At 63.5% G+C, this 16,610-nt stretch carries 13 protein-coding genes and 1 tRNA gene; 4 read left to right on the plus strand and 10 right to left on the minus strand.

The window, feature by feature from the left end; genetic code table 11:
- The first annotated feature begins 79 nt into the window (after window positions 1–79).
- The 3 genes from ACZ1G8_RS05360 to ACZ1G8_RS05370 all read left to right on the plus strand — a co-directional run bounded on the left by ACZ1G8_RS05360 (window position 80) and on the right by ACZ1G8_RS05370 (window position 2,863).
- Entirely contained in the window at window positions 80–511 is a 432-nt protein-coding gene (locus tag ACZ1G8_RS05360) for an ExbD/TolR family protein (protein ID WP_472680807.1), read from the plus strand.
- 26 nt (window positions 512–537) lie between these two features.
- Window positions 538–1,038 (plus strand): ExbD/TolR family protein, encoded by a 501-nt coding sequence (locus ACZ1G8_RS05365; protein ID WP_472680808.1) that lies wholly within the window; start codon window positions 538–540, stop codon window positions 1,036–1,038.
- An 82-nt stretch (window positions 1,039–1,120) separates the two neighbouring features.
- Entirely contained in the window at window positions 1,121–2,863 is a 1,743-nt protein-coding gene (locus ACZ1G8_RS05370; protein WP_472680810.1) for a hypothetical protein, read from the plus strand.
- Here ACZ1G8_RS05370 and ACZ1G8_RS05375 read toward each other — a convergent pair.
- From ACZ1G8_RS05375 to ACZ1G8_RS05405, 7 genes are all read right to left on the minus strand, one after another.
- Window positions 2,860–5,334, minus strand: coding sequence for a ligase-associated DNA damage response DEXH box helicase (locus ACZ1G8_RS05375; RefSeq protein ID WP_472680812.1), 2,475 nt, complete (start codon window positions 5,332–5,334; stop codon window positions 2,860–2,862). The genes ACZ1G8_RS05370 and ACZ1G8_RS05375 overlap by 4 nt on opposite strands.
- Before the next feature lie 43 nt (window positions 5,335–5,377).
- Window positions 5,378–7,012 (minus strand): hypothetical protein, encoded by a 1,635-nt coding sequence (locus tag ACZ1G8_RS05380; RefSeq protein WP_472680814.1) that lies wholly within the window; start codon window positions 7,010–7,012, stop codon window positions 5,378–5,380.
- Window positions 7,009–8,715 (minus strand): Hsp70 family protein, encoded by a 1,707-nt coding sequence (locus ACZ1G8_RS05385; RefSeq protein WP_472680816.1) that lies wholly within the window; start codon window positions 8,713–8,715, stop codon window positions 7,009–7,011. The genes ACZ1G8_RS05380 and ACZ1G8_RS05385 overlap by 4 nt, the downstream gene beginning before the upstream one ends.
- Window positions 8,716–8,884: 169 nt before the next feature.
- Window positions 8,885–10,258, minus strand: a complete 1,374-nt coding sequence (locus tag ACZ1G8_RS05390) for a hypothetical protein (RefSeq protein WP_472680818.1) — start codon at window positions 10,256–10,258, stop codon at window positions 8,885–8,887.
- A 3-nt stretch (window positions 10,259–10,261) separates the two neighbouring features.
- Window positions 10,262–11,665, minus strand: coding sequence for a phosphoglucomutase/phosphomannomutase PgmG (gene pgmG, locus ACZ1G8_RS05395; RefSeq protein WP_472680820.1), 1,404 nt, complete (start codon window positions 11,663–11,665; stop codon window positions 10,262–10,264).
- Window positions 11,662–11,964, minus strand: a complete 303-nt coding sequence (locus ACZ1G8_RS05400; RefSeq protein ID WP_472680822.1) for a J domain-containing protein — start codon at window positions 11,962–11,964, stop codon at window positions 11,662–11,664. The genes pgmG and ACZ1G8_RS05400 overlap by 4 nt, the downstream gene beginning before the upstream one ends.
- Window positions 11,961–12,770, minus strand: coding sequence for a division plane positioning ATPase MipZ (locus ACZ1G8_RS05405; RefSeq protein ID WP_472680824.1), 810 nt, complete (start codon window positions 12,768–12,770; stop codon window positions 11,961–11,963). Before ACZ1G8_RS05405 ends, ACZ1G8_RS05400 begins: the two co-directional genes overlap by 4 nt.
- Window positions 12,771–12,859: 89 nt before the next feature.
- On the opposite strand from ACZ1G8_RS05405, the gene panC reads away from it, so the two are divergent.
- A complete protein-coding gene (gene panC, locus ACZ1G8_RS05410; protein ID WP_472680825.1) occupies window positions 12,860–13,720 on the plus strand; it encodes a pantoate--beta-alanine ligase in 861 nt (286 codons plus the stop codon).
- Here panC and ACZ1G8_RS05415 read toward each other — a convergent pair.
- The 3 genes from ACZ1G8_RS05415 to ACZ1G8_RS05425 form a co-directional block, all read right to left on the minus strand.
- Window positions 13,717–15,102 carry a nicotinate phosphoribosyltransferase gene (locus ACZ1G8_RS05415; RefSeq protein ID WP_472680827.1) on the minus strand — a complete coding sequence of 462 codons (1,386 nt, stop codon included), beginning with the start codon at window positions 15,100–15,102 and terminating at the stop codon, window positions 13,717–13,719. The genes panC and ACZ1G8_RS05415 overlap by 4 nt on opposite strands.
- Window positions 15,103–15,164: 62 nt before the next feature.
- Entirely contained in the window at window positions 15,165–16,232 is a 1,068-nt protein-coding gene (locus ACZ1G8_RS05420) for a bifunctional nicotinamide-nucleotide adenylyltransferase/Nudix hydroxylase (RefSeq protein ID WP_472680828.1), read from the minus strand.
- Window positions 16,233–16,528: 296 nt separating this feature from the next.
- Window positions 16,529–16,602: transfer RNA gene (locus ACZ1G8_RS05425), tRNA-Gly, on the minus strand.
- Window positions 16,603–16,610: the final 8 nt, after the last annotated feature.

Genomic DNA, 16,610 nt, shown 5'->3' on the forward strand with positions numbered 1-16,610 from the left:
ACGCTCGTGACAATCCCCTCGATTTGCAATTACTTGCTTTTTGTGATGTTATCACATTTTGCTTGAGAGGAGACTGCTCATGCCCTTCGCCGCCCGTCGCACTCCCGCACCCGATTCGATGTTCAGCGACATGAACGTCACCCCGTTCATCGATGTGCTGCTCGTTCTCCTGATCATGTTCATCATGGTGGTTCCGATCGCCACCCACAGCCTGCTCATACCGCTGCCCAACGGCGAGGGGCCGGAAGAGGTGCTGGAGACCAATGTCGTGCACATCGATAGCAGCGACCGGCTCTACTGGAACGGGGCGCAGATGGACCGGCAGACGCTCCTCAACCAGCTCGCCACGGCGGCAGCCCAGGAACGCCAACCAGTCGTCCGCTTCGAGCCCGATGCCCTGGCCAGCTACCAGACATCCGCGCAGACTATCGCGCTTATCAAGGACGCGGGAATCGAGAAATTCGCCTTCGTGGGCAACCATAAGTACCGAAACTTCGACGCCGCACGGTGACCTATCGCAGCGCCAAGGCTCGTGTCGTGCGTCGCGCTCGATACGATCACGGCCAGCCGATCCGCGCGATAGACACGCGACCGATCGCGATCTTGGTTACCCTGCTCGCAATCGTCATCCTGCTCGCCGCAAGCGGGACCAAGACACATGCGTTGGTGTTCGACTTGCCGAACCCGACACCGGCCCACACTGCGGGCCTCAGCATCCCCACGGACCGCCTGACCGTGACTGAAACTGATCAGGTGTTCTGGAATGCCCAGCCAGTTTCGATGAGCGAGCTGGCAAATATCCTCCAGGAACGACGCTACTTCAAAGGGTCCCGCGGCCTCGTATTCACACCCGATGGCCGGGCCTCCCATGACTACAGCCTCAAGGTTCTCGCTCTCGTCGAAAAGAGCGGCAATGCCCGCACCGACTTCTGCTTCGGTGGAATCGAGCAGCACAGGGCATTCGGCAAAGCGGGTCGCCCCGTTCCGGTCGACCAGCGTCTCCCGCTCCTGCCATGCAATGTCTCGCAGGGATGGTGACAATCCTATCCGTATTGAGTGGCGAAAACCTCATAGACAGCTTCCGCCCCTGCTGGGATAACCCGCCGCCAAGGGAGGCTGCATGGGCGCAATCAAGGCCGTTTTCGGGTGGATTTTTCGCAATGCACTCCTGTTCGCGCTGATCGTCGCCGCGCTCGTCGCGCATAGCGTCTGGACCCAGTCGCGCGAGGAACTCGCCAAAGAGGAAGAGGCGGCGTTCGCAGAGGAAACACGGCTGGCAGCGGCCCAGCAATCCGCACGCGAGGCACAGGCCGAAATTTCCCGCCAGACAGAGCTGGCCGGGCAGGAACTCGAGGCATTCGAACAAGAGACCCGCAACGCCACTCTCGCCGAGCTTCGCCGCGCCAAGGCGGAAGCGGAGAAGGAACGCGGCGAGCTGGCCGAACAGCTGCCCTCGGACGTCGAGCGGACCAGGCAGGCCCTCACCCTGGATGTCGATGCAATGGCCGGGAGGACCCTCCTCGAGCTGCAAATAGAGAAGCTCTCGCGCCAGATCAGCTTCCTCGATACCAGCATTTCGCTGGCGCAACCCGGCGGGCTCCGCGAACAGCTGCGCGATGCCGCGAGCACAGTTCGGAGCCTGAGGGCCGGAGTTGCGGGTGCGGAGAGCAGATGTACCAGGGCTACCGATGCCTGGAAGGAGGCAACGGGCGGCTTCATCGACCAGATGATCTATTCTCGGAAGGAGCGGCGTCTCGAGAGGGAAATGAACGCCGCATGCAATTTGGCCCGCGCACAAAGGCAACTCCTGACCCAGGCCCAGCTGGCCGAGCGATCGGCCCGCAATGCTCTTTCGCAGGGACAGGCCACCATGGATTCGGCGATGACCGCCAGCACGAAACTGTTGCGCGAAGCGGACGAGGAAGCAGGAAGGAAGCGAGAGGAACTGGTCCTCGCTCGCGAGACCATGCAGGACGAAGCGACCGCTTTTGCAGAACGCCACCAGCTCGCGCGCACCATGCGCAATGCCTTGCTGATCCTGCTCGGCATCATCGCGATGCCCTTCATCATCCGGACGCTGTTCTACTACGTGTTCGCACCCATGGCTGCGCGGCGCCCTTCGATCCGGATCGAGATCCCCGGCCTTTCTGCTGCGCCTGACCCGGTGGCCGAACGATCGCACGTATCATTGTCCGTCACCCTCGACCAAAGTGAAGAACTGCTGATCCGGCAGGATTATCTACAGACCAGCGCGGTCGAGGGTGAGAAGGCGACCCAGTGGCTGCTCGACTACAAACACCCCATCTCAAGCCTTGCCGCAGGGCTCGGCTTCCTCACCCGCATTCGCGGCAAGGGTACCAGCACCGTATCCGCAGTCCGCGATCCCTTTGCCGAGCTCACGGAGATCGAGCTGCCCGAAAAATCCGCCTGCGTCCTCCATCCGCGCGCGCTAGTCGCTCTGGTCCAGCCGACAGGTGAAACGATGAGCATCACGAGCCATTGGCGCCTGTTCAACCTCAACGCCTGGCTCACCATGCAGCTGCGCTTCTTCGTCTTCCACGGGCCTGGAAGACTGGTAGTCAAGGGCGGACGCGGCGTACGTGTCGAACGCGCCGAGCAGGGACGCATTTTCGGACAGGACCAGCTGGTAGGCTTCAGCGCCGACCTTGCCTATTCGGTCACGCGCACCGAGACCTTTGCGCCCTACCTCTTCGGCCGGGAGCCACTGTTCAAGGACAAGGTTCAGGACAGCGGCGGCATATTGATCATCGAGGAGGCGCCTCTCGCCGGGCGGCAGGGCGGCGAAGTCCGCCGCGGCCTCGAAGGCGCCTTCGACGCTGGGCTCAAGGCCTTCGGGCTCTAGTCGAGCAGGTCCTCGCCAAGGCCTTCGACCCGCATCGCCGCATCGGCGAGGCTTTCCGCCTCGAGCAGCAGCTCATCGTCGACCGAGCCTTGCGGTGTAGCCTCGCGCCCGATCATCACCATCACCGGAACGGCGAGCGGGCTGACGCGGTCTAGCTGCACATGGACGAGCTGTTCGGCCGAGCGGTCCAGCAGGTCGCCGAGCCTGCCGACATCGGTCATCCGCTCGCGCGCATCCGCCCAGGCGGCCTCGAGCAGCACATGGTCGGGTTCGTACTTGCGCAGCACGTCGTAGATGAGGTCGGTCGAGAAGGTGACCTGCTTGCCGGTCTTGCGCTTGCCCGGGTGCTGGCGCTCGACCAGTCCGCCGATCACCGCGACTTCGCGGAACGCACGGCGCAGCAGGTGGGAGTTCTGCACCCACTCGATGAATTCGTCCTGCAGGATATCGGGCGAGAGGAGCGGTGCAGGATCATCGACCGGCTTCAGGCCCCATACCGCGAGCGAATAGTCGTTCGCGACGAAGCCGCCGGGCATCAACCCGCGATCTTCCATGCGCCGTGTGATAAGCATGCCGAGGCTCTGGTTCGCGTTCCAGCCTTCGAAAGTGTAATAGACCGAGTAATGCCGCTTGGCATGCGGGAAGCTCTCGACGAGCAATTGCCCCGGCCCCGGCATCTGGCTGCGCCAGTCCTGCACCTCCAGCCATTCGCGCACATCGTCGGGAAAACGCGCCCAGCCTGCGCGGTCGACCAGCATCGTGCGCACGCGCTCGGCAAGATGCGTGGTGAGCGGCATGCGCGCGCCGCCATAGCTCGGGATCATGGCGTTGGAGGTCGCGGCCTTCACCAACACCTCCATGTCCTGCAGCTTGACCACTTCGAGGCTCATGCCGGCAAAGGCGAAGGTATCGCCCGGGCTCAACTGCGCGGCAAAACGCTCCTCGACCTTGCCGAGGCTACGCCCGCCCCGCCCGCGCCCGGAATTTATCCGCACTTCCAGCATCTCGCTGTCGATGATGATCCCGGCATTGAGCCTGTGGCGGGCGGCCTGTTCGGGATGGGTCAATCGCCACACCCCCTGCTTGTCGCGCACGATGCGCTTGAACTTGTCGTATGCCTGCAGCGCATAGCCGCCCGTGGCGACGAAAGTGAGCACGCGCTGCCAGACGTCCTCGTCGACCCAGGCATAGGCGAGGCTCGACTTAACCTCGCGCAGGAGCTTGTCTTCCTGGAAAGGCGCGGCGCAGGCGCACGCCATGACGTGCTGGGCGAGAACGTCGAGGCCACCCGGGCGGAAGTCCTCGCCATCGCGCTTGCCCTCGTCGACCGCTTCCTTGGCCGCAGTCGCTTCGAGGAATTCGAAGCGGTTTCCGGGCACGAGGAGCGCGCGGCTCGGCTGGTCGAGCCGGTGGTTGGCGCGCCCTATTCGCTGGAGAAGCCGCGAAGAGCCCTTGGGCGCACCCATCTGCACGACGAGGTCGATATCGCCCCAATCGACACCGAGATCGAGGCTCGCGGTCGCCACCAGCGCGCGCAGTTCGCCGCGCGCCATCGCGCCCTCCACCTTCCGCCGCGCCTCTTTCGAAAGCGACCCGTGGTGGATGCCGATAGGCAGGTTCTCCTCGTTCACATCCCACAGGTGCTGGAAAATGTACTCGGCGAGAAAACGCGTGTTGGTGAAGACCAGCGTCGTGTTGTTGCTTCGGATCTCTTCATAGAGCTGCGGGATCGCCCATGTCGCGGCGTGCCCGCCCCAAGGGACGCGCTCTTCGTCGGGCAGCAGGATCTCGACCTCGGCAGGCGCGCCCTCCTCGCCCTGCACCAGCGCGACCTCGTCGATCTCGCCCCACGGCGCGAGCCATTCGCGAAAGCCTTCAGGGCGGGCGACAGTTGCCGAAAGCGCGGTCCGCTGGAGGTCGGGCGCAATCGCCTGCAAACGCGAAAGCGCAAGCGCGAGAAGGTCGCCGCGCTTGCCGGTGGCGAAGGCATGGACCTCGTCGATCACAATACGCTTGAGACCAACGAACATCTCGAAACTGTCGGGATAGGAAAGCAACAGCGAGAGGCTCTCAGGCGTTGTCAGGAGGACATTGGGCGGCCTGGTGCGCTGGCGTTTCTTGCGGTCCGACGGCGTATCCCCGCTGCGTGTCTCGACCTTGATGGGCAGGCCGATTTCCTCGATCGGCGTGAGCAGGTTGCGCTGCACGTCATGCGCCAGCGCCTTCAGGGGGGACACGTACAGCGTGTGGAGGCCTTCTGGCGGCTCAGCACCATCGAGACGTGATGGTGCGAAGGCCGCCAATGTCGGCAGGAAACCGCCCAGCGTCTTGCCCGCCCCCGTATCCGCGACGAGCAGCGCGTGACGCCCCGCATCGCTCGCCTCGAGCATCTCGGCCTGGTGCCGCCGCACGCGCCAGCCGCGGCCGGAGAACCAGCTTTCGATTTCGGTCGGGACCTGCACCTTGCTCACGAAGGGAAAGCGCGGAGAACGCCGCGACGTTCCGCGATCTCCGTCACAGGCCCCGCAGCGTCTCGATAGGAACGCGGGATGGAGCCGAGAGCATGTTCTCGATGAGCGCAATCTGGACCCCGCACCTTTCGGAGTCTTCCGGGTCCTGCAGGATCTCGCTGAAGCGCGCCTCCGACAGCCCTGTATCCCTGCGCGCAGCATCGACCAGCCAGCCAGGGATCTGGTAAGTAGTGCTGCCGTTAATTGACGGTGTGGTGAGCAGCTTTTTCTCGAGCATGTCGCGCGCAAGGGCTCGTTCTCGTTCCTCGGTATCGGCGCCGACCTGCGGTAATCCGCCCGAGAAGCGGCCACTCAGGACATCCTCGCATTCCCCGCCACCATCCTCCCGGGCCGCCTTGAGCCATTCGAGATGCATGGCCTGGATAGCGAGCAACGCGTCGAAATCTGCTCGTTCGCGGGCAGCAAGCATGCGATTGCGGAGCAAGGGAAGTAACAGACGGCCGTCGAGGACATTCGCACGCACAAGCGGATCGACCATTCCGCCGAGCTGCGCGGCAAAGGCAGGATCGGTTTCGATGATTTCGTCATAGGTAATGCCTTCCCCAAACAGGGCAGCGGCGATCTTATCCTTCCCCTCCTCGCGGATAGCCTCCTGTTCCTCTGCCGAGAGCGGTGGCTGCACCGGCGCGCGATCGTCGGTCGAGGCGCAGAAGCGGAGCGCCTGGATCACGATGAAGACGATAAACAGGCGCTGGACGATCCATGAGACGACGTCGCTGGCGGGCTTCTCCCAGCTGTCGATACGCTCCCGGCTGAGCAGCGATTCGAGCTCGGGAAAGCTGCCCCTGATGGCGAGAAGCAATTTGTCGATCTGGTTGCGGTTGATCTTGAGGCGGTCGATCATGCTCGCCTTGCCCGGGCGCGAAAGTTCGAGCCAGGCCTTGTGCAGCGGATGGTCCTCTTCGAGCACGGCCTCGTGGAACCGCATGCCCTGCGTGCGCGCGTTGAGGAATTGCAGCGCGGGCCGCTCGTCCAGGCCGCCAGCTTCGCCCAGCCAGTGGAAGGCGACATTGGCGCGCTCCACCAGCGGCGCGCTGCGCGGCCATGCTGCAGCGAGCATCTCGGCGAGGTTGTAATCGACGCTGCCGTGGCGATTTAGGTCGCCGTCCTCGGCCCAGGCGATCAGCCGCTTCAGCGCGTCGTCGGCCTGTTTGTATTCCTCGCCGGTCAGCCCTTCGTCCGAATGCTGACGTCCGGGAAATAGGGTCGCGTGCAGCTCGTCATAGCCGTCGGGCAGTTCCGGCGGTTCGATTGCTGCAGTGACAAGTTCGTCGCCTGACAGGCCCGCATCGCCCAGATCGCCGGCCTCATACCCATCGACGAAATCGCGCCGTCCGATCTCCCACTCGAATTCGGCATCGTCGCGCCATTCGAGTTCGTCGAAATAGTCGTCATCCTCATAGGCATCATCGTAGTCGGGCTGGGCACTGCTCGGCGGCGGTGCCGGTGGCTGTGCAGCCAGCCTCAAGGCATAGTCGCGGGCATAGCGCAGCTGCGCATACTCCTGAACCTGCTCGTCGAGGTTCATGGTCTTCAGCTTGACCGAATAGGCCTTGCGGATCGCGGATTTCTCGCGCGTCTCCTCGATCCCGAGAATGCTCCAGGGATAGCCGCTCATATCGGCGGGTTCGCCTCGATCTCGTCGATCAGCAGCAGCAGGCTCTCGCGCGCATCGGCGATCACGCGGGGATCCTGTTTCTCGAGCGCCGCCTTGAAGTTGTCGAGCGAGCGGCCGATGTACTCGCGTACCGGTCCGGTGAAGCCTTCGTAGCTGCGCTCGGCGCGCTGCATGGCGGCGACATTCACCTGCTCGTCGCGCGGGTGGACCTTGAGCTTCTCAAGCGCCTTGCGGCTCTTATCGATTTCCTTGCGGCTGCGCTTGTCCTCTTCATCGACGATCACGACATTCTTGTGAAAGCCGGTCTCGGGAATATCGACGTCGATCTCAAGCATGCCATTGGTGTCATAGGTGAATCGTACTTCCACCACCACTTCGCCGCGCGGCTTGGCGGGGACAGGCACGACGAGTTCGCCAAGCTTGACGTTGTTTTCTACCTGGCGCGCCTCGCCCTGAAAGATACCGGTCTTGAGCTGGCGCTGCCCATCTTCGGATGTCGTATATTCCTGCATCCGGCTCACCGGGACGGGCGTGTTGCGCTCGATAATCGGCGAGAAGATCCCGTTGACCCGCCCGCCATAGGCATCGTCCATCCCGATTTCGATCCCCAACGTGAAGGGAGCGACGTCCGTGATGCGGATTTCTTCCAGCCCCTCGCCATCCGAGAGCAATCCCGCCTGGATCGCAGCGCCCAGCGCCACGGCGTGGTCGGGGTGGACGGTCGAATTGGGAAATCGCTTGAACATCCGGGTGAGCGCCTTGCGCACCACGGGCATACGCGTTGCACCGCCGACCAGAACGACATCGGACAGGCTTTCGACATCGACACCGCTGTCGCGCAGCGAGCGGATCACCGGATCGCGCAGCCGCCTCACCAGCGCTTCTGCCGCTTCCTCGAATTCCTGTGTGTCGATCTCTGCGGTGAAATCCTCGTCACCGACAGCGATCCTAAAATCGGCCTTGTTCTGGCTCGACAACGCACAGCGCGTCTTCTCTGCGGCAAGCTGCAGCAGGGCCGCGCGGCGATCATTGGGCAGCCGGTCGAGCACGTCGGCCGCATCGAGCTTGGGCTCCGCCAGCTTGACCATGACATCGTCGAAATCGTCACCGCCAAGCCGGTTGTCGCCAGCCGAGGCGCGCACTTCGACGATGCCTTCGAACATCTCCACGATCGAGACGTCGAAAGTGCCGCCGCCCAGGTCGAAGACGAGGAAGGGTTCGCGCTCTTCCTTGTCGATGAGCCCGAATGCGAGCGCGGCAGCGGTAGGCTCGTTGATGAGGCGTTCGACCTCAAGGCCGGCGATTTCACCCGCACGGCGCGTGGCGCGGCGCTGGCGTTCGTTGAAATAGGCGGGAACGGTGATGACCGCGCCGGTCGGACGCTCCCCGGTCGCCGCCTCGACATCGTCGACGAGACTGCGCAGCACGATCGCGGACAATTCTTCCGGAGTGTAGGAGCGCTTGCCGAGCGTCGCCTTGTTTGCGGTGCCCATCCGGCGCTTGAAGCTGGTGACTGTCTCGGAAGGATGGGTCGCCATGCGGTCGAGCGCCGCGCGCCCCACCCAGCTCTGTCCGTGATCGTCGATCGACACGGCCGACGGGGTCAGCAGCTCGCCGAGCGCGTTGGGCACGAGTTCGCTTTGCCCGTCGCGCCAGATCGCAACAGCACTGTTGGTGGTGCCGAGATCGATACCGATGATCATGCGGCCTGCCCCTCGCTGATTCCACGCGGCTCGCCATGCGCAAACGGCGCGAAAACCGAAAATCTCATGAAAGCGTCCCCTCGTCGTCTGAGCTTTCTGCCGCGCAGTGCAGTAAGGCTCAAGTATTCAGGCAGACCTAATGGAAAACGGTTCGCGATGCGCGTGTTTTTTACAACGCCGCGAGCGCCGGCAAGGCTTCGTCGCGCGGTCGCTCGAGCAGCGTTTCGACGAGTGCGATCGTCACCGCGCAGCGATCCTGGTGCCGGTCGTCGGCAAGCGCTGCGCCCAGCCCCTCCCGGGTAAGACCGGTGCGCCGCTGCGCCCCGGACACCGCCCATTCGGGCAGGGCGATACTATCGGCACCCTGGGTCGGAAGCAGCAGATGGCCGCGTTCCACGAACAGCAGGGACAGTGAGCGTTCGCTTGCGAGAATCACCGGGTCCTCGATGACGCCCGGCTGCAGGAAGGCTTTCGTATGAATGTCCCGGCAGGCGCCGGCGCCCTGTCTTCTCGCATCCATCAGCCACGAGAGGTAGAGCTGGCTTGCGGCAATAAGATCGGGTGCAGGGATTTCCGTGCGTACACGCATCATCTGATCGCGCACATAGGCCCGCGCCAGAACCGGATCGTTACCCTCCTCGGCGACATGAAATGCGAAGACATCGGCGAATTCGGAATTGCGAGCGGTGAGTTCGGCGAAGGAAATGCCCTCCCCGAAGATTTCTTCGGAGATGCTGTCGAGCATTGCCGGATCATAGGCGTTGCGGGATGCCGGGACTGGCGCGATTTCCCTCTCCGGCAGGCTGTCCTGCGACACCGAAGACGGTTCGTAGGCATCACGTCGGGGTTCGTCATCGCCCGAGCACATCGCCACGAGGAAAGTCAGCCCGACGAGCCACCAGAAGCCGTATTTGTCGAGCCTGTAGCGCTCGAAGAACGTCGAACTTTGCTGCGCGGAGAAAGCGACATCGGGCTCGTAACTGGAGGGCGAGGAGGTCTCGTATTCTGTGTCGTAGGAAGGGTCGGTGTAGGTACGCGGCACCGAAACCATGGCCTCGACTTCCGGCTCCGGATCGGGCTCCGGATCGGGCTCCGGCTCCGGTTCCGGTTCCGGTTCCGGTTCCGGTTCGGGTTCGGGTTCGGGTTCGGGTTCGGGTTCGGGTTCGGGTTCGGGTTCGGGTTCGGGTTCGGGTTCGGGTTCGGGTTCGGGTTCGGGTTCGGGTTCGGGTTCGGCGGGTGGTGGCACTACAGGCGCTTCGGGCAAGTCCGCGCGGACCTCGTCCACAGCCTCGGTATAGGCCGCCTCGCGCGGAGCGACTTCGCCCGCTGCGACTGCCTCGCGCTCGGCGCTGCGCTGCATTTCCGAGGCCAGGAAGAGCGCCTTCTCGCGCGCTTCGGTGAGCTGCGCGAAAGCCGATATCCGCATCGAGCCGTCGAGTTCGGCCTTGCGCGCCGAATAGGCAGCGCGGATCGCTTCCTTGTCGGATGTCTCCGCGATCCCGAGCAGGGACCACGGCCAGTTCTGCGCGACCCCCAATGCCAAGAACTAGTGCCCCACGCTTTCCCCGCGCTCGAGGCCCGACAGGGCGAGCTGTTCGTCGATCTGGCCTACCAGCCGCTCGAGACCTTCCTCGCTGTCGCTTTCTGCGCGCGCGACGAGCACGTCCTGCGTGTTCGAAGCCCGGAGCAGCCACCAGCCGTCATCGGTGTTCACGCGCACACCATCGGTGCCGTTGACGTCGGCATCGGTGCCGGACAGGCGCTCCTTGACCTCGTCGATCGCGGCGAACTTGCGGCTCTCGTCGACCTGGAAGCGCATCTCCGGCGTGTTGATCATCTGCGGCATGTCGCTGCGCAGTTGCGTGACCGATTTGCCCAGCCTCGCTGCCGAAGCCATCAGGCGCACGCCTGCGTAGAGCGCATCATCAAAGCCGTAATACTCGTCCGCAAAGAAGACGTGGCCGCTCATCTCGCCGGCGAGCGGCGAACCAGTTTCTTTCATTTTGGACTTAATCAGCGAGTGGCCGGTCTTCCACATCAGCGGCTCGCCGCCGCATGCCGCGACGTGATCGTAGAGCGCGCGGCTCGCCTTCACGTCTGCGATGATCGTTGCGCCCTTGCGTGATTGCAGCAGGTCCTCAGCATAGATCATCAGCAGCTGGTCGCCCCAGATCACCCGCCCCTCGCCGTCGATCGCGCCGATCCGGTCGCCGTCGCCATCGAAGGCCACTCCGAAATCGAGGGACTTTGCGGAGACGAGCTTTCGCAGGTCTGCAAGGTTTTCCTCGACAGTGGGATCAGGGTGATGATTGGGAAAATTGCCGTCGACTTCGGTGAAGAGGACATGATGCTCGCCAGGGAGCCTGGCGACGAGCTTTTCGAGCGCTGGGCCGGCGGCGCCGTTGCCCGCGTCCCAGCCGACGCGCATTCCCTCGAGCGCAGCCGTGTCGACACCGTCGAGTGCGGAAACCATCCGGGCGATATACTCGTCGAGGATATTGCGGTCCTCGACTTCGCCTGCCCCGTCGGCCCATTCGCCGGCGGCAGACAGACGACCCAGCTCCTGGATGTCCGATCCGAAGAACGGACGTCCCTTGAAGACCATCTTGAAGCCATTGTAATTGGGGGGATTGTGGCTGCCGGTTATCTGGATGCCGCCATCGATCTCGTCGTCACTGGCCTCGGCATAATATAGCATCGGGGTCGCGCCCAACCCCACGCGGACGACATCGCAACCGGCAGAATTGAGCCCCTCGACAAGCGCGCGTTCGAGCATGGGCGAGCTGACCCGCCCATCGTAACCGACAGCGACCTTCTTCCCGCCCGCCTTGCGCAGCATCGAGCCGAAAGTGCGGCCGATCGCGCGCGCGTCTTCCGCGCCCAGCGTCTCTCCGATGATGCCGCGAATATCGTACTCGCGCAGGACGGTCGGATCGAACTCGTGGTTCATTGCGGGGGTTCCTCAGGTTCGTAAGGTAGCTCGTCAAGCAGCAGGTCGCGTGCAGCATTCAGCTCCTGCATCTGCACCTTGCTACCGCCCTTGTCGGGATGCGCCATCGACGAGAGTCGCCGGTGCGCCTCGCGGATTTCGGAGTGATCGGCCCGCTCGGAGACATTGAGCAAGCGGCGCGCGCGGAAGATCGCCTGCGACCGCGTAGGCGCAGGTCGCAGATAGTCCCAAGGCCATTTCCCCAGCGCCCAGCGGCAGAAGAAGCTTAGCCCGACAAGGAACATGAGTATCTTGATCATGCGGTTTCACGCTCCTTGGTGCGGGTGGCTTCGGGCAAGCGGAGGGCCGCGATGAGACCGCGAAGCTCCTGCCGCGCGACGAGGTGGCTGGTCCCGAGATCGCCGAGGTGCCCCTTGTCGAGCAAGGTCAGGCCCGAGGGGAAAAGCTCCCGGTAGATGACGCGTTCGGAGAGGCCGTGTGCGACCCGGAAGCCGACGCGTTTCGACATTTCGGTGAGCGCCTGTTCGATGCGCGCGACGTTGCGTGCCTCGGTGTGACCCGTGCGGTTGCGCACCACCACCCAGTCCATCGGGGGGCGGTTCTCCTCGATCGCCTTGCGGCTGCGCTGGATCCTCGCTTCCCAGATGAGCTCGGCATAGAAGGACAGTTTCTTGACCTTGAAACTCTCGCTCTCGACCTGGCCGATAAGGTCGAAGTCGACGAAACTGTCGTTCATCGGCGTGACCAGCGTGTCGGCATGGGTCGCTGCAAAGCGCGCCAGCGGATCGTCACGGCCGGGCGTGTCGATCAGGATGAAGTCGGCGTCGCGCCCGTGGCGCTGTACCATCTCGCCGAATTCCTCTTCGGGGATCAGCGGCACGGTGTGGCACTCGACCGTGGGCAGATCGATCCCCCGTCGGCGCGCGGTGTCGGCGCGGTTCTCGAAATAGCGGTTCATCGTGCGCTGGCGATGGTCGAGATCGAATGCCGCGACCTTTGCCCCGCGATAGGCCAGCGCCACCGCGACATGGACTGCCGTGGTCGACTTGCCCGTCCCGCCCTTCTCGTTGGCGAAGGTAATCCAGTGGGGAGCGGCGTGCGGCAATTGCGTTCCAGATATTGAAATGTTGATGCCCGGCCCCGCGCGGCGCTAGGGCAGGTGATCTTTCCATCCTTATCCAAGGGGATGCATGCGTGCAAACAATCGGCAAGCTCGAAGTGTTGAGGAAAAGGGTCGCTGACCTGCGCGAAAGCGGTAAGACCATTGCGCTGGTGCCGACCATGGGAGCCCTTCACGATGGCCACCTGACCCTGATGCGCCGCGCGCGCGAGGCCGCCGATCACGTGGTCGCATCGATCTTCGTCAATCCGCGACAGTTCGGCGAGGGAGAGGATCTCGATGCCTATCCGCGCCAGTTGCAGCGCGATTCCGAACTGCTCGAGGCCGAGGGCGTGGCGCTGCTGTGGGCACCGCAGCCGGGCGAGGTCTATCCGAGGGGCTATTCCACCAACATCTCGGTCGCGGGTGTGAGCGAAGGGCTGTGCGGCGGCGACCGCCCGGGCCATTTCGACGGGGTGGCGACAGTGGTCTGCAAGCTCTTCAACCAAGTGCTGCCCGACATAGCTTTCTTCGGCGAGAAGGACTGGCAGCAGCTCGCCGTCATCCGCCGGATGGCGCGCGACCTCGACCTGACACGGCCGCATGTCGAAGCGATCATCGGCGTGCCGATCGTGCGCGAGGATGACGGTCTCGCGATGAGCAGCCGCAACGCCTACCTCTCGGCCGAACAGCGCGCAAAGGCGGCTGCCCTGCCCAAGGCGATGCGCGATGCAATCGCCGTCATTGCGCAAGGCGGCGGGGCGGAGAGACCGCTCGGAAACCTGCGCGAAGTGCTGCAGGTCGCAGGCTTCGACAGCGTCGACTATGCCGAGGTGCGCGATGCCGACAGCCTCGAGCGGCTCGAGGCGGACAATGGCAATGCCCGCCTCTTCGTTGCCGCCCGGATCGGTGGGACTCGGTTGATCGACAACATGGCGATCAACCCGAAGCCCTAGGCCCAGCTACGCTCGCGTACTTGCTCGAAGCTGTGGCGCACGAGCAGTTCGCCGTTCCGCCACACCGGCTTGAGCAGGTTTTCCGCCGGATCGATCCGGTCGAGGCGCGTCGCGACAAGCTTGCCGTCCTTCGCGACGACTGCCTGCCGGCCCGCCTTGCTGGCCTTGCTCGGATCGGTCGCGGGCTTCTTCGAAACGTCCTGCCAACTGCCGTCAGCGACCTGCATGGCGTTCGCTTTCATGGCGAAACGTAGCGTATCACGGTTGACCAGCTGCAAGAGCCCGCCGCCCATGCCGAATGCGATGTTGTCGATCGCAAAACCGGCATCCCCGACCGCTTTCACCAGCCTCGCGATGCTGTCGACGTTCATGCCGTCGCCTTGGATCACGCGGACATGCGGATCGAGCACCTTGTAGCCCTTCGCGTTCACCTCGCCACCGAAGATCTCCCACAGCTTCTTGAGCGTACGGAGCGGTGTTTCGACGGGGTCGCCGCTGTCGGGCCGGACCACAAGAGTGCCCTTGCGCGCCAGCACCTTTTCGCGAAGTGCATCGCCCCAGATGCCCTCGACCGCATTGTCGAGGTCGTAGCTATCCGAAACCACAGCAACGATTGCATTCTCGCCGTCGAAACGGTCGAGCATGTTCTCGTAAGCTGCCTCTTCGCGCGAGCGGCCCCAGCTCGTCATCGTGCTGTGCTCGGCCGCTGGGATCGAGAAGCCTGGCATATCGGCATCGTAATAGCGCCGCGCCGCGAGGATGCCTTCGAGCGTATCGGTGCCGCTGAAGTTGACGAGATGCGCCATCCCGCCGAGCGCCGCGCTTTCACCACTCGACACGCCACGCGCACCGAAATCGTGGAGCTTGAAGGGCAACTGGCCCTCGGGATCGTCGCTCGTGCGATCGAGCCCGGCGGCGATCACGCTCTTGCACTTGCGGCTGAGCGTGGCGACCGTCGTGGGGTACCAGACGCTGCGCAGCAGGGCCGTTTCGACGAAGGTCGTCAGCCACGGCATCCGATCGTCTGTATTCTCGACCTGGAAAAGCGGGACCGAAGTCGGGACCATGCGGCCTTCTTCGAGCGCGCTGATTTCGATCGGCAGGTAGCCACCGTGGTCGTCGAGGATCGCCTGCCAGCCTTCGCGGTTGAAGGGCACGCCGTGCCCGGCGCACAGCTGTGCGGCTTCCTCGATGTCCTTCTGGCTCACCGGCCTGCCGAGATACTCGATTAGGAAAGGCTGGAGGCCCAGGAACAGCACTTCGTCGGCGAAATCATTGGTCCGGCTTTCGCCGTAAGCACTGATCGCGCGCGCCTCTGGCGGGTACTGCAGGAAGTGGCTGTGCTTGTAGCTGTCCGTCGAAAGGATGATGTTGTCTGCCATGGTGTGAACTCCTCACGTTTGGCGGGTGATGTGGCCCGGAACTCCTCCGAACCGGTTAATTTTCAAAGATTTGCCATCTGCTCGATGATCGACCAATGGTCCTCGAAGAGCTGCTCGGGACGCAGCTCGCCGAGGCGGTACCAGCGGGCGTGCGCGGCATCGTCACCCCCCTTCACCTTTGCCAGTTCGCGTCTCTCGGGAAGGCGGAAGAGGAAAGCATGGGTGATGATCCGACCGCGTAGGGACCTGCTCGGCGCATCGAAGATCCGCGTCGCGCTGTCCTCGATGAAGCTGGCGAGCATGGCGGGCGGGATCTGGCCCTTGCCGTCCGATATGCCCGTCTCCTCGCGCAGCTCGCGGATGGCGGCGTCGCGGATGCGTTCGTCCTTGTCGACGAAGCCACCGGGCAAGGCGAGCAACCCCTCGCCGGGAAGCTGACCCCGCTCGACCAGAAGGATATGGCCGGCCTGAACCACCACGGCATCTGCCGTGACGAAGGGACCACTGCCCCACTCGCCGGGATAGGCGTCTAGATATTCGCGCTCCGCGAGCAGGCGCTTGAAGTCATCGCCCCTCGCGAATTCCTCGAGTTGCTCGGCCACATCCTTGGACAGCGCCGCCTGCGGTACTTCGGGAATCCGCCGGAAGAACCGCTCGCGGACGTCCGTCGCTCCGAACGTCGAGTTGTTCGTCTCCAGCTGGATCGAGCCCCATTCGGGAAAGAGCTTCAGGTAGTAGCTCGTGTTGTCCTTCCCGTATCCCGCGAGCACCACGCTGAAATCGTTCGTGCCGTGCAGACCCAGTCCGTCCGGATTGGCATCGGCGAAGATGACGTCCGAGACGCGGCGCTGAGCTTCCGCGACCCATGCCGTGTCGGAATAGAGATGGTCGTCGAGCGGTTCTGCGATCAATCGGCCCTGCGCCATCTCATAGGCGAAGGAACCGCGCAGCATCTGCTCGCGCTCTTCGAAGGTGAAAGGATTGCGTGGATCGCGCGCAACATTCGCCGATCCGACCAGAACGATCAGTTTCCCGACACGCTCGAGCGCATCGCGTATGATATGTTCGTGACCAAGGTGGAGCGGCTGGAAGCGTCCGATGAAGACGCCGTAGTCGGCTTCGTATGCCATATCGAGACTCCCTCGATTGATGTGTTTACAGGCGGACTCCCCGCCTACGCATACGTATGTGATAACGGTCGCAAATGGTCAAATGTTTGCTTTGCAACAATGGGTTGCAGGAAAGTATAGTTAACCGGCAGTTGCATGTCCCGCGATTGGGGGACTGGAGTTTTAGAAAAAGGTAATATAGGGCGCTCGACAACGATTGGGCGCCGATAAAGCCCTTCGGGTAGCAAGGCCGGTTGTCCGCATCCCCCGCGGACATCCGGCCTTTTTCGTGCCGGTCCGAATCTGTCGAAAGGGAGTGGAGCGGGTAAGGGGAATCGAACCCCTCTAGCCAGCTTGGAAGGCTGGAGCATTACCACTATGCTATACCCGCATACCATT

The organism is Qipengyuania sp. BR81-2 (genome assembly GCF_055693895.1).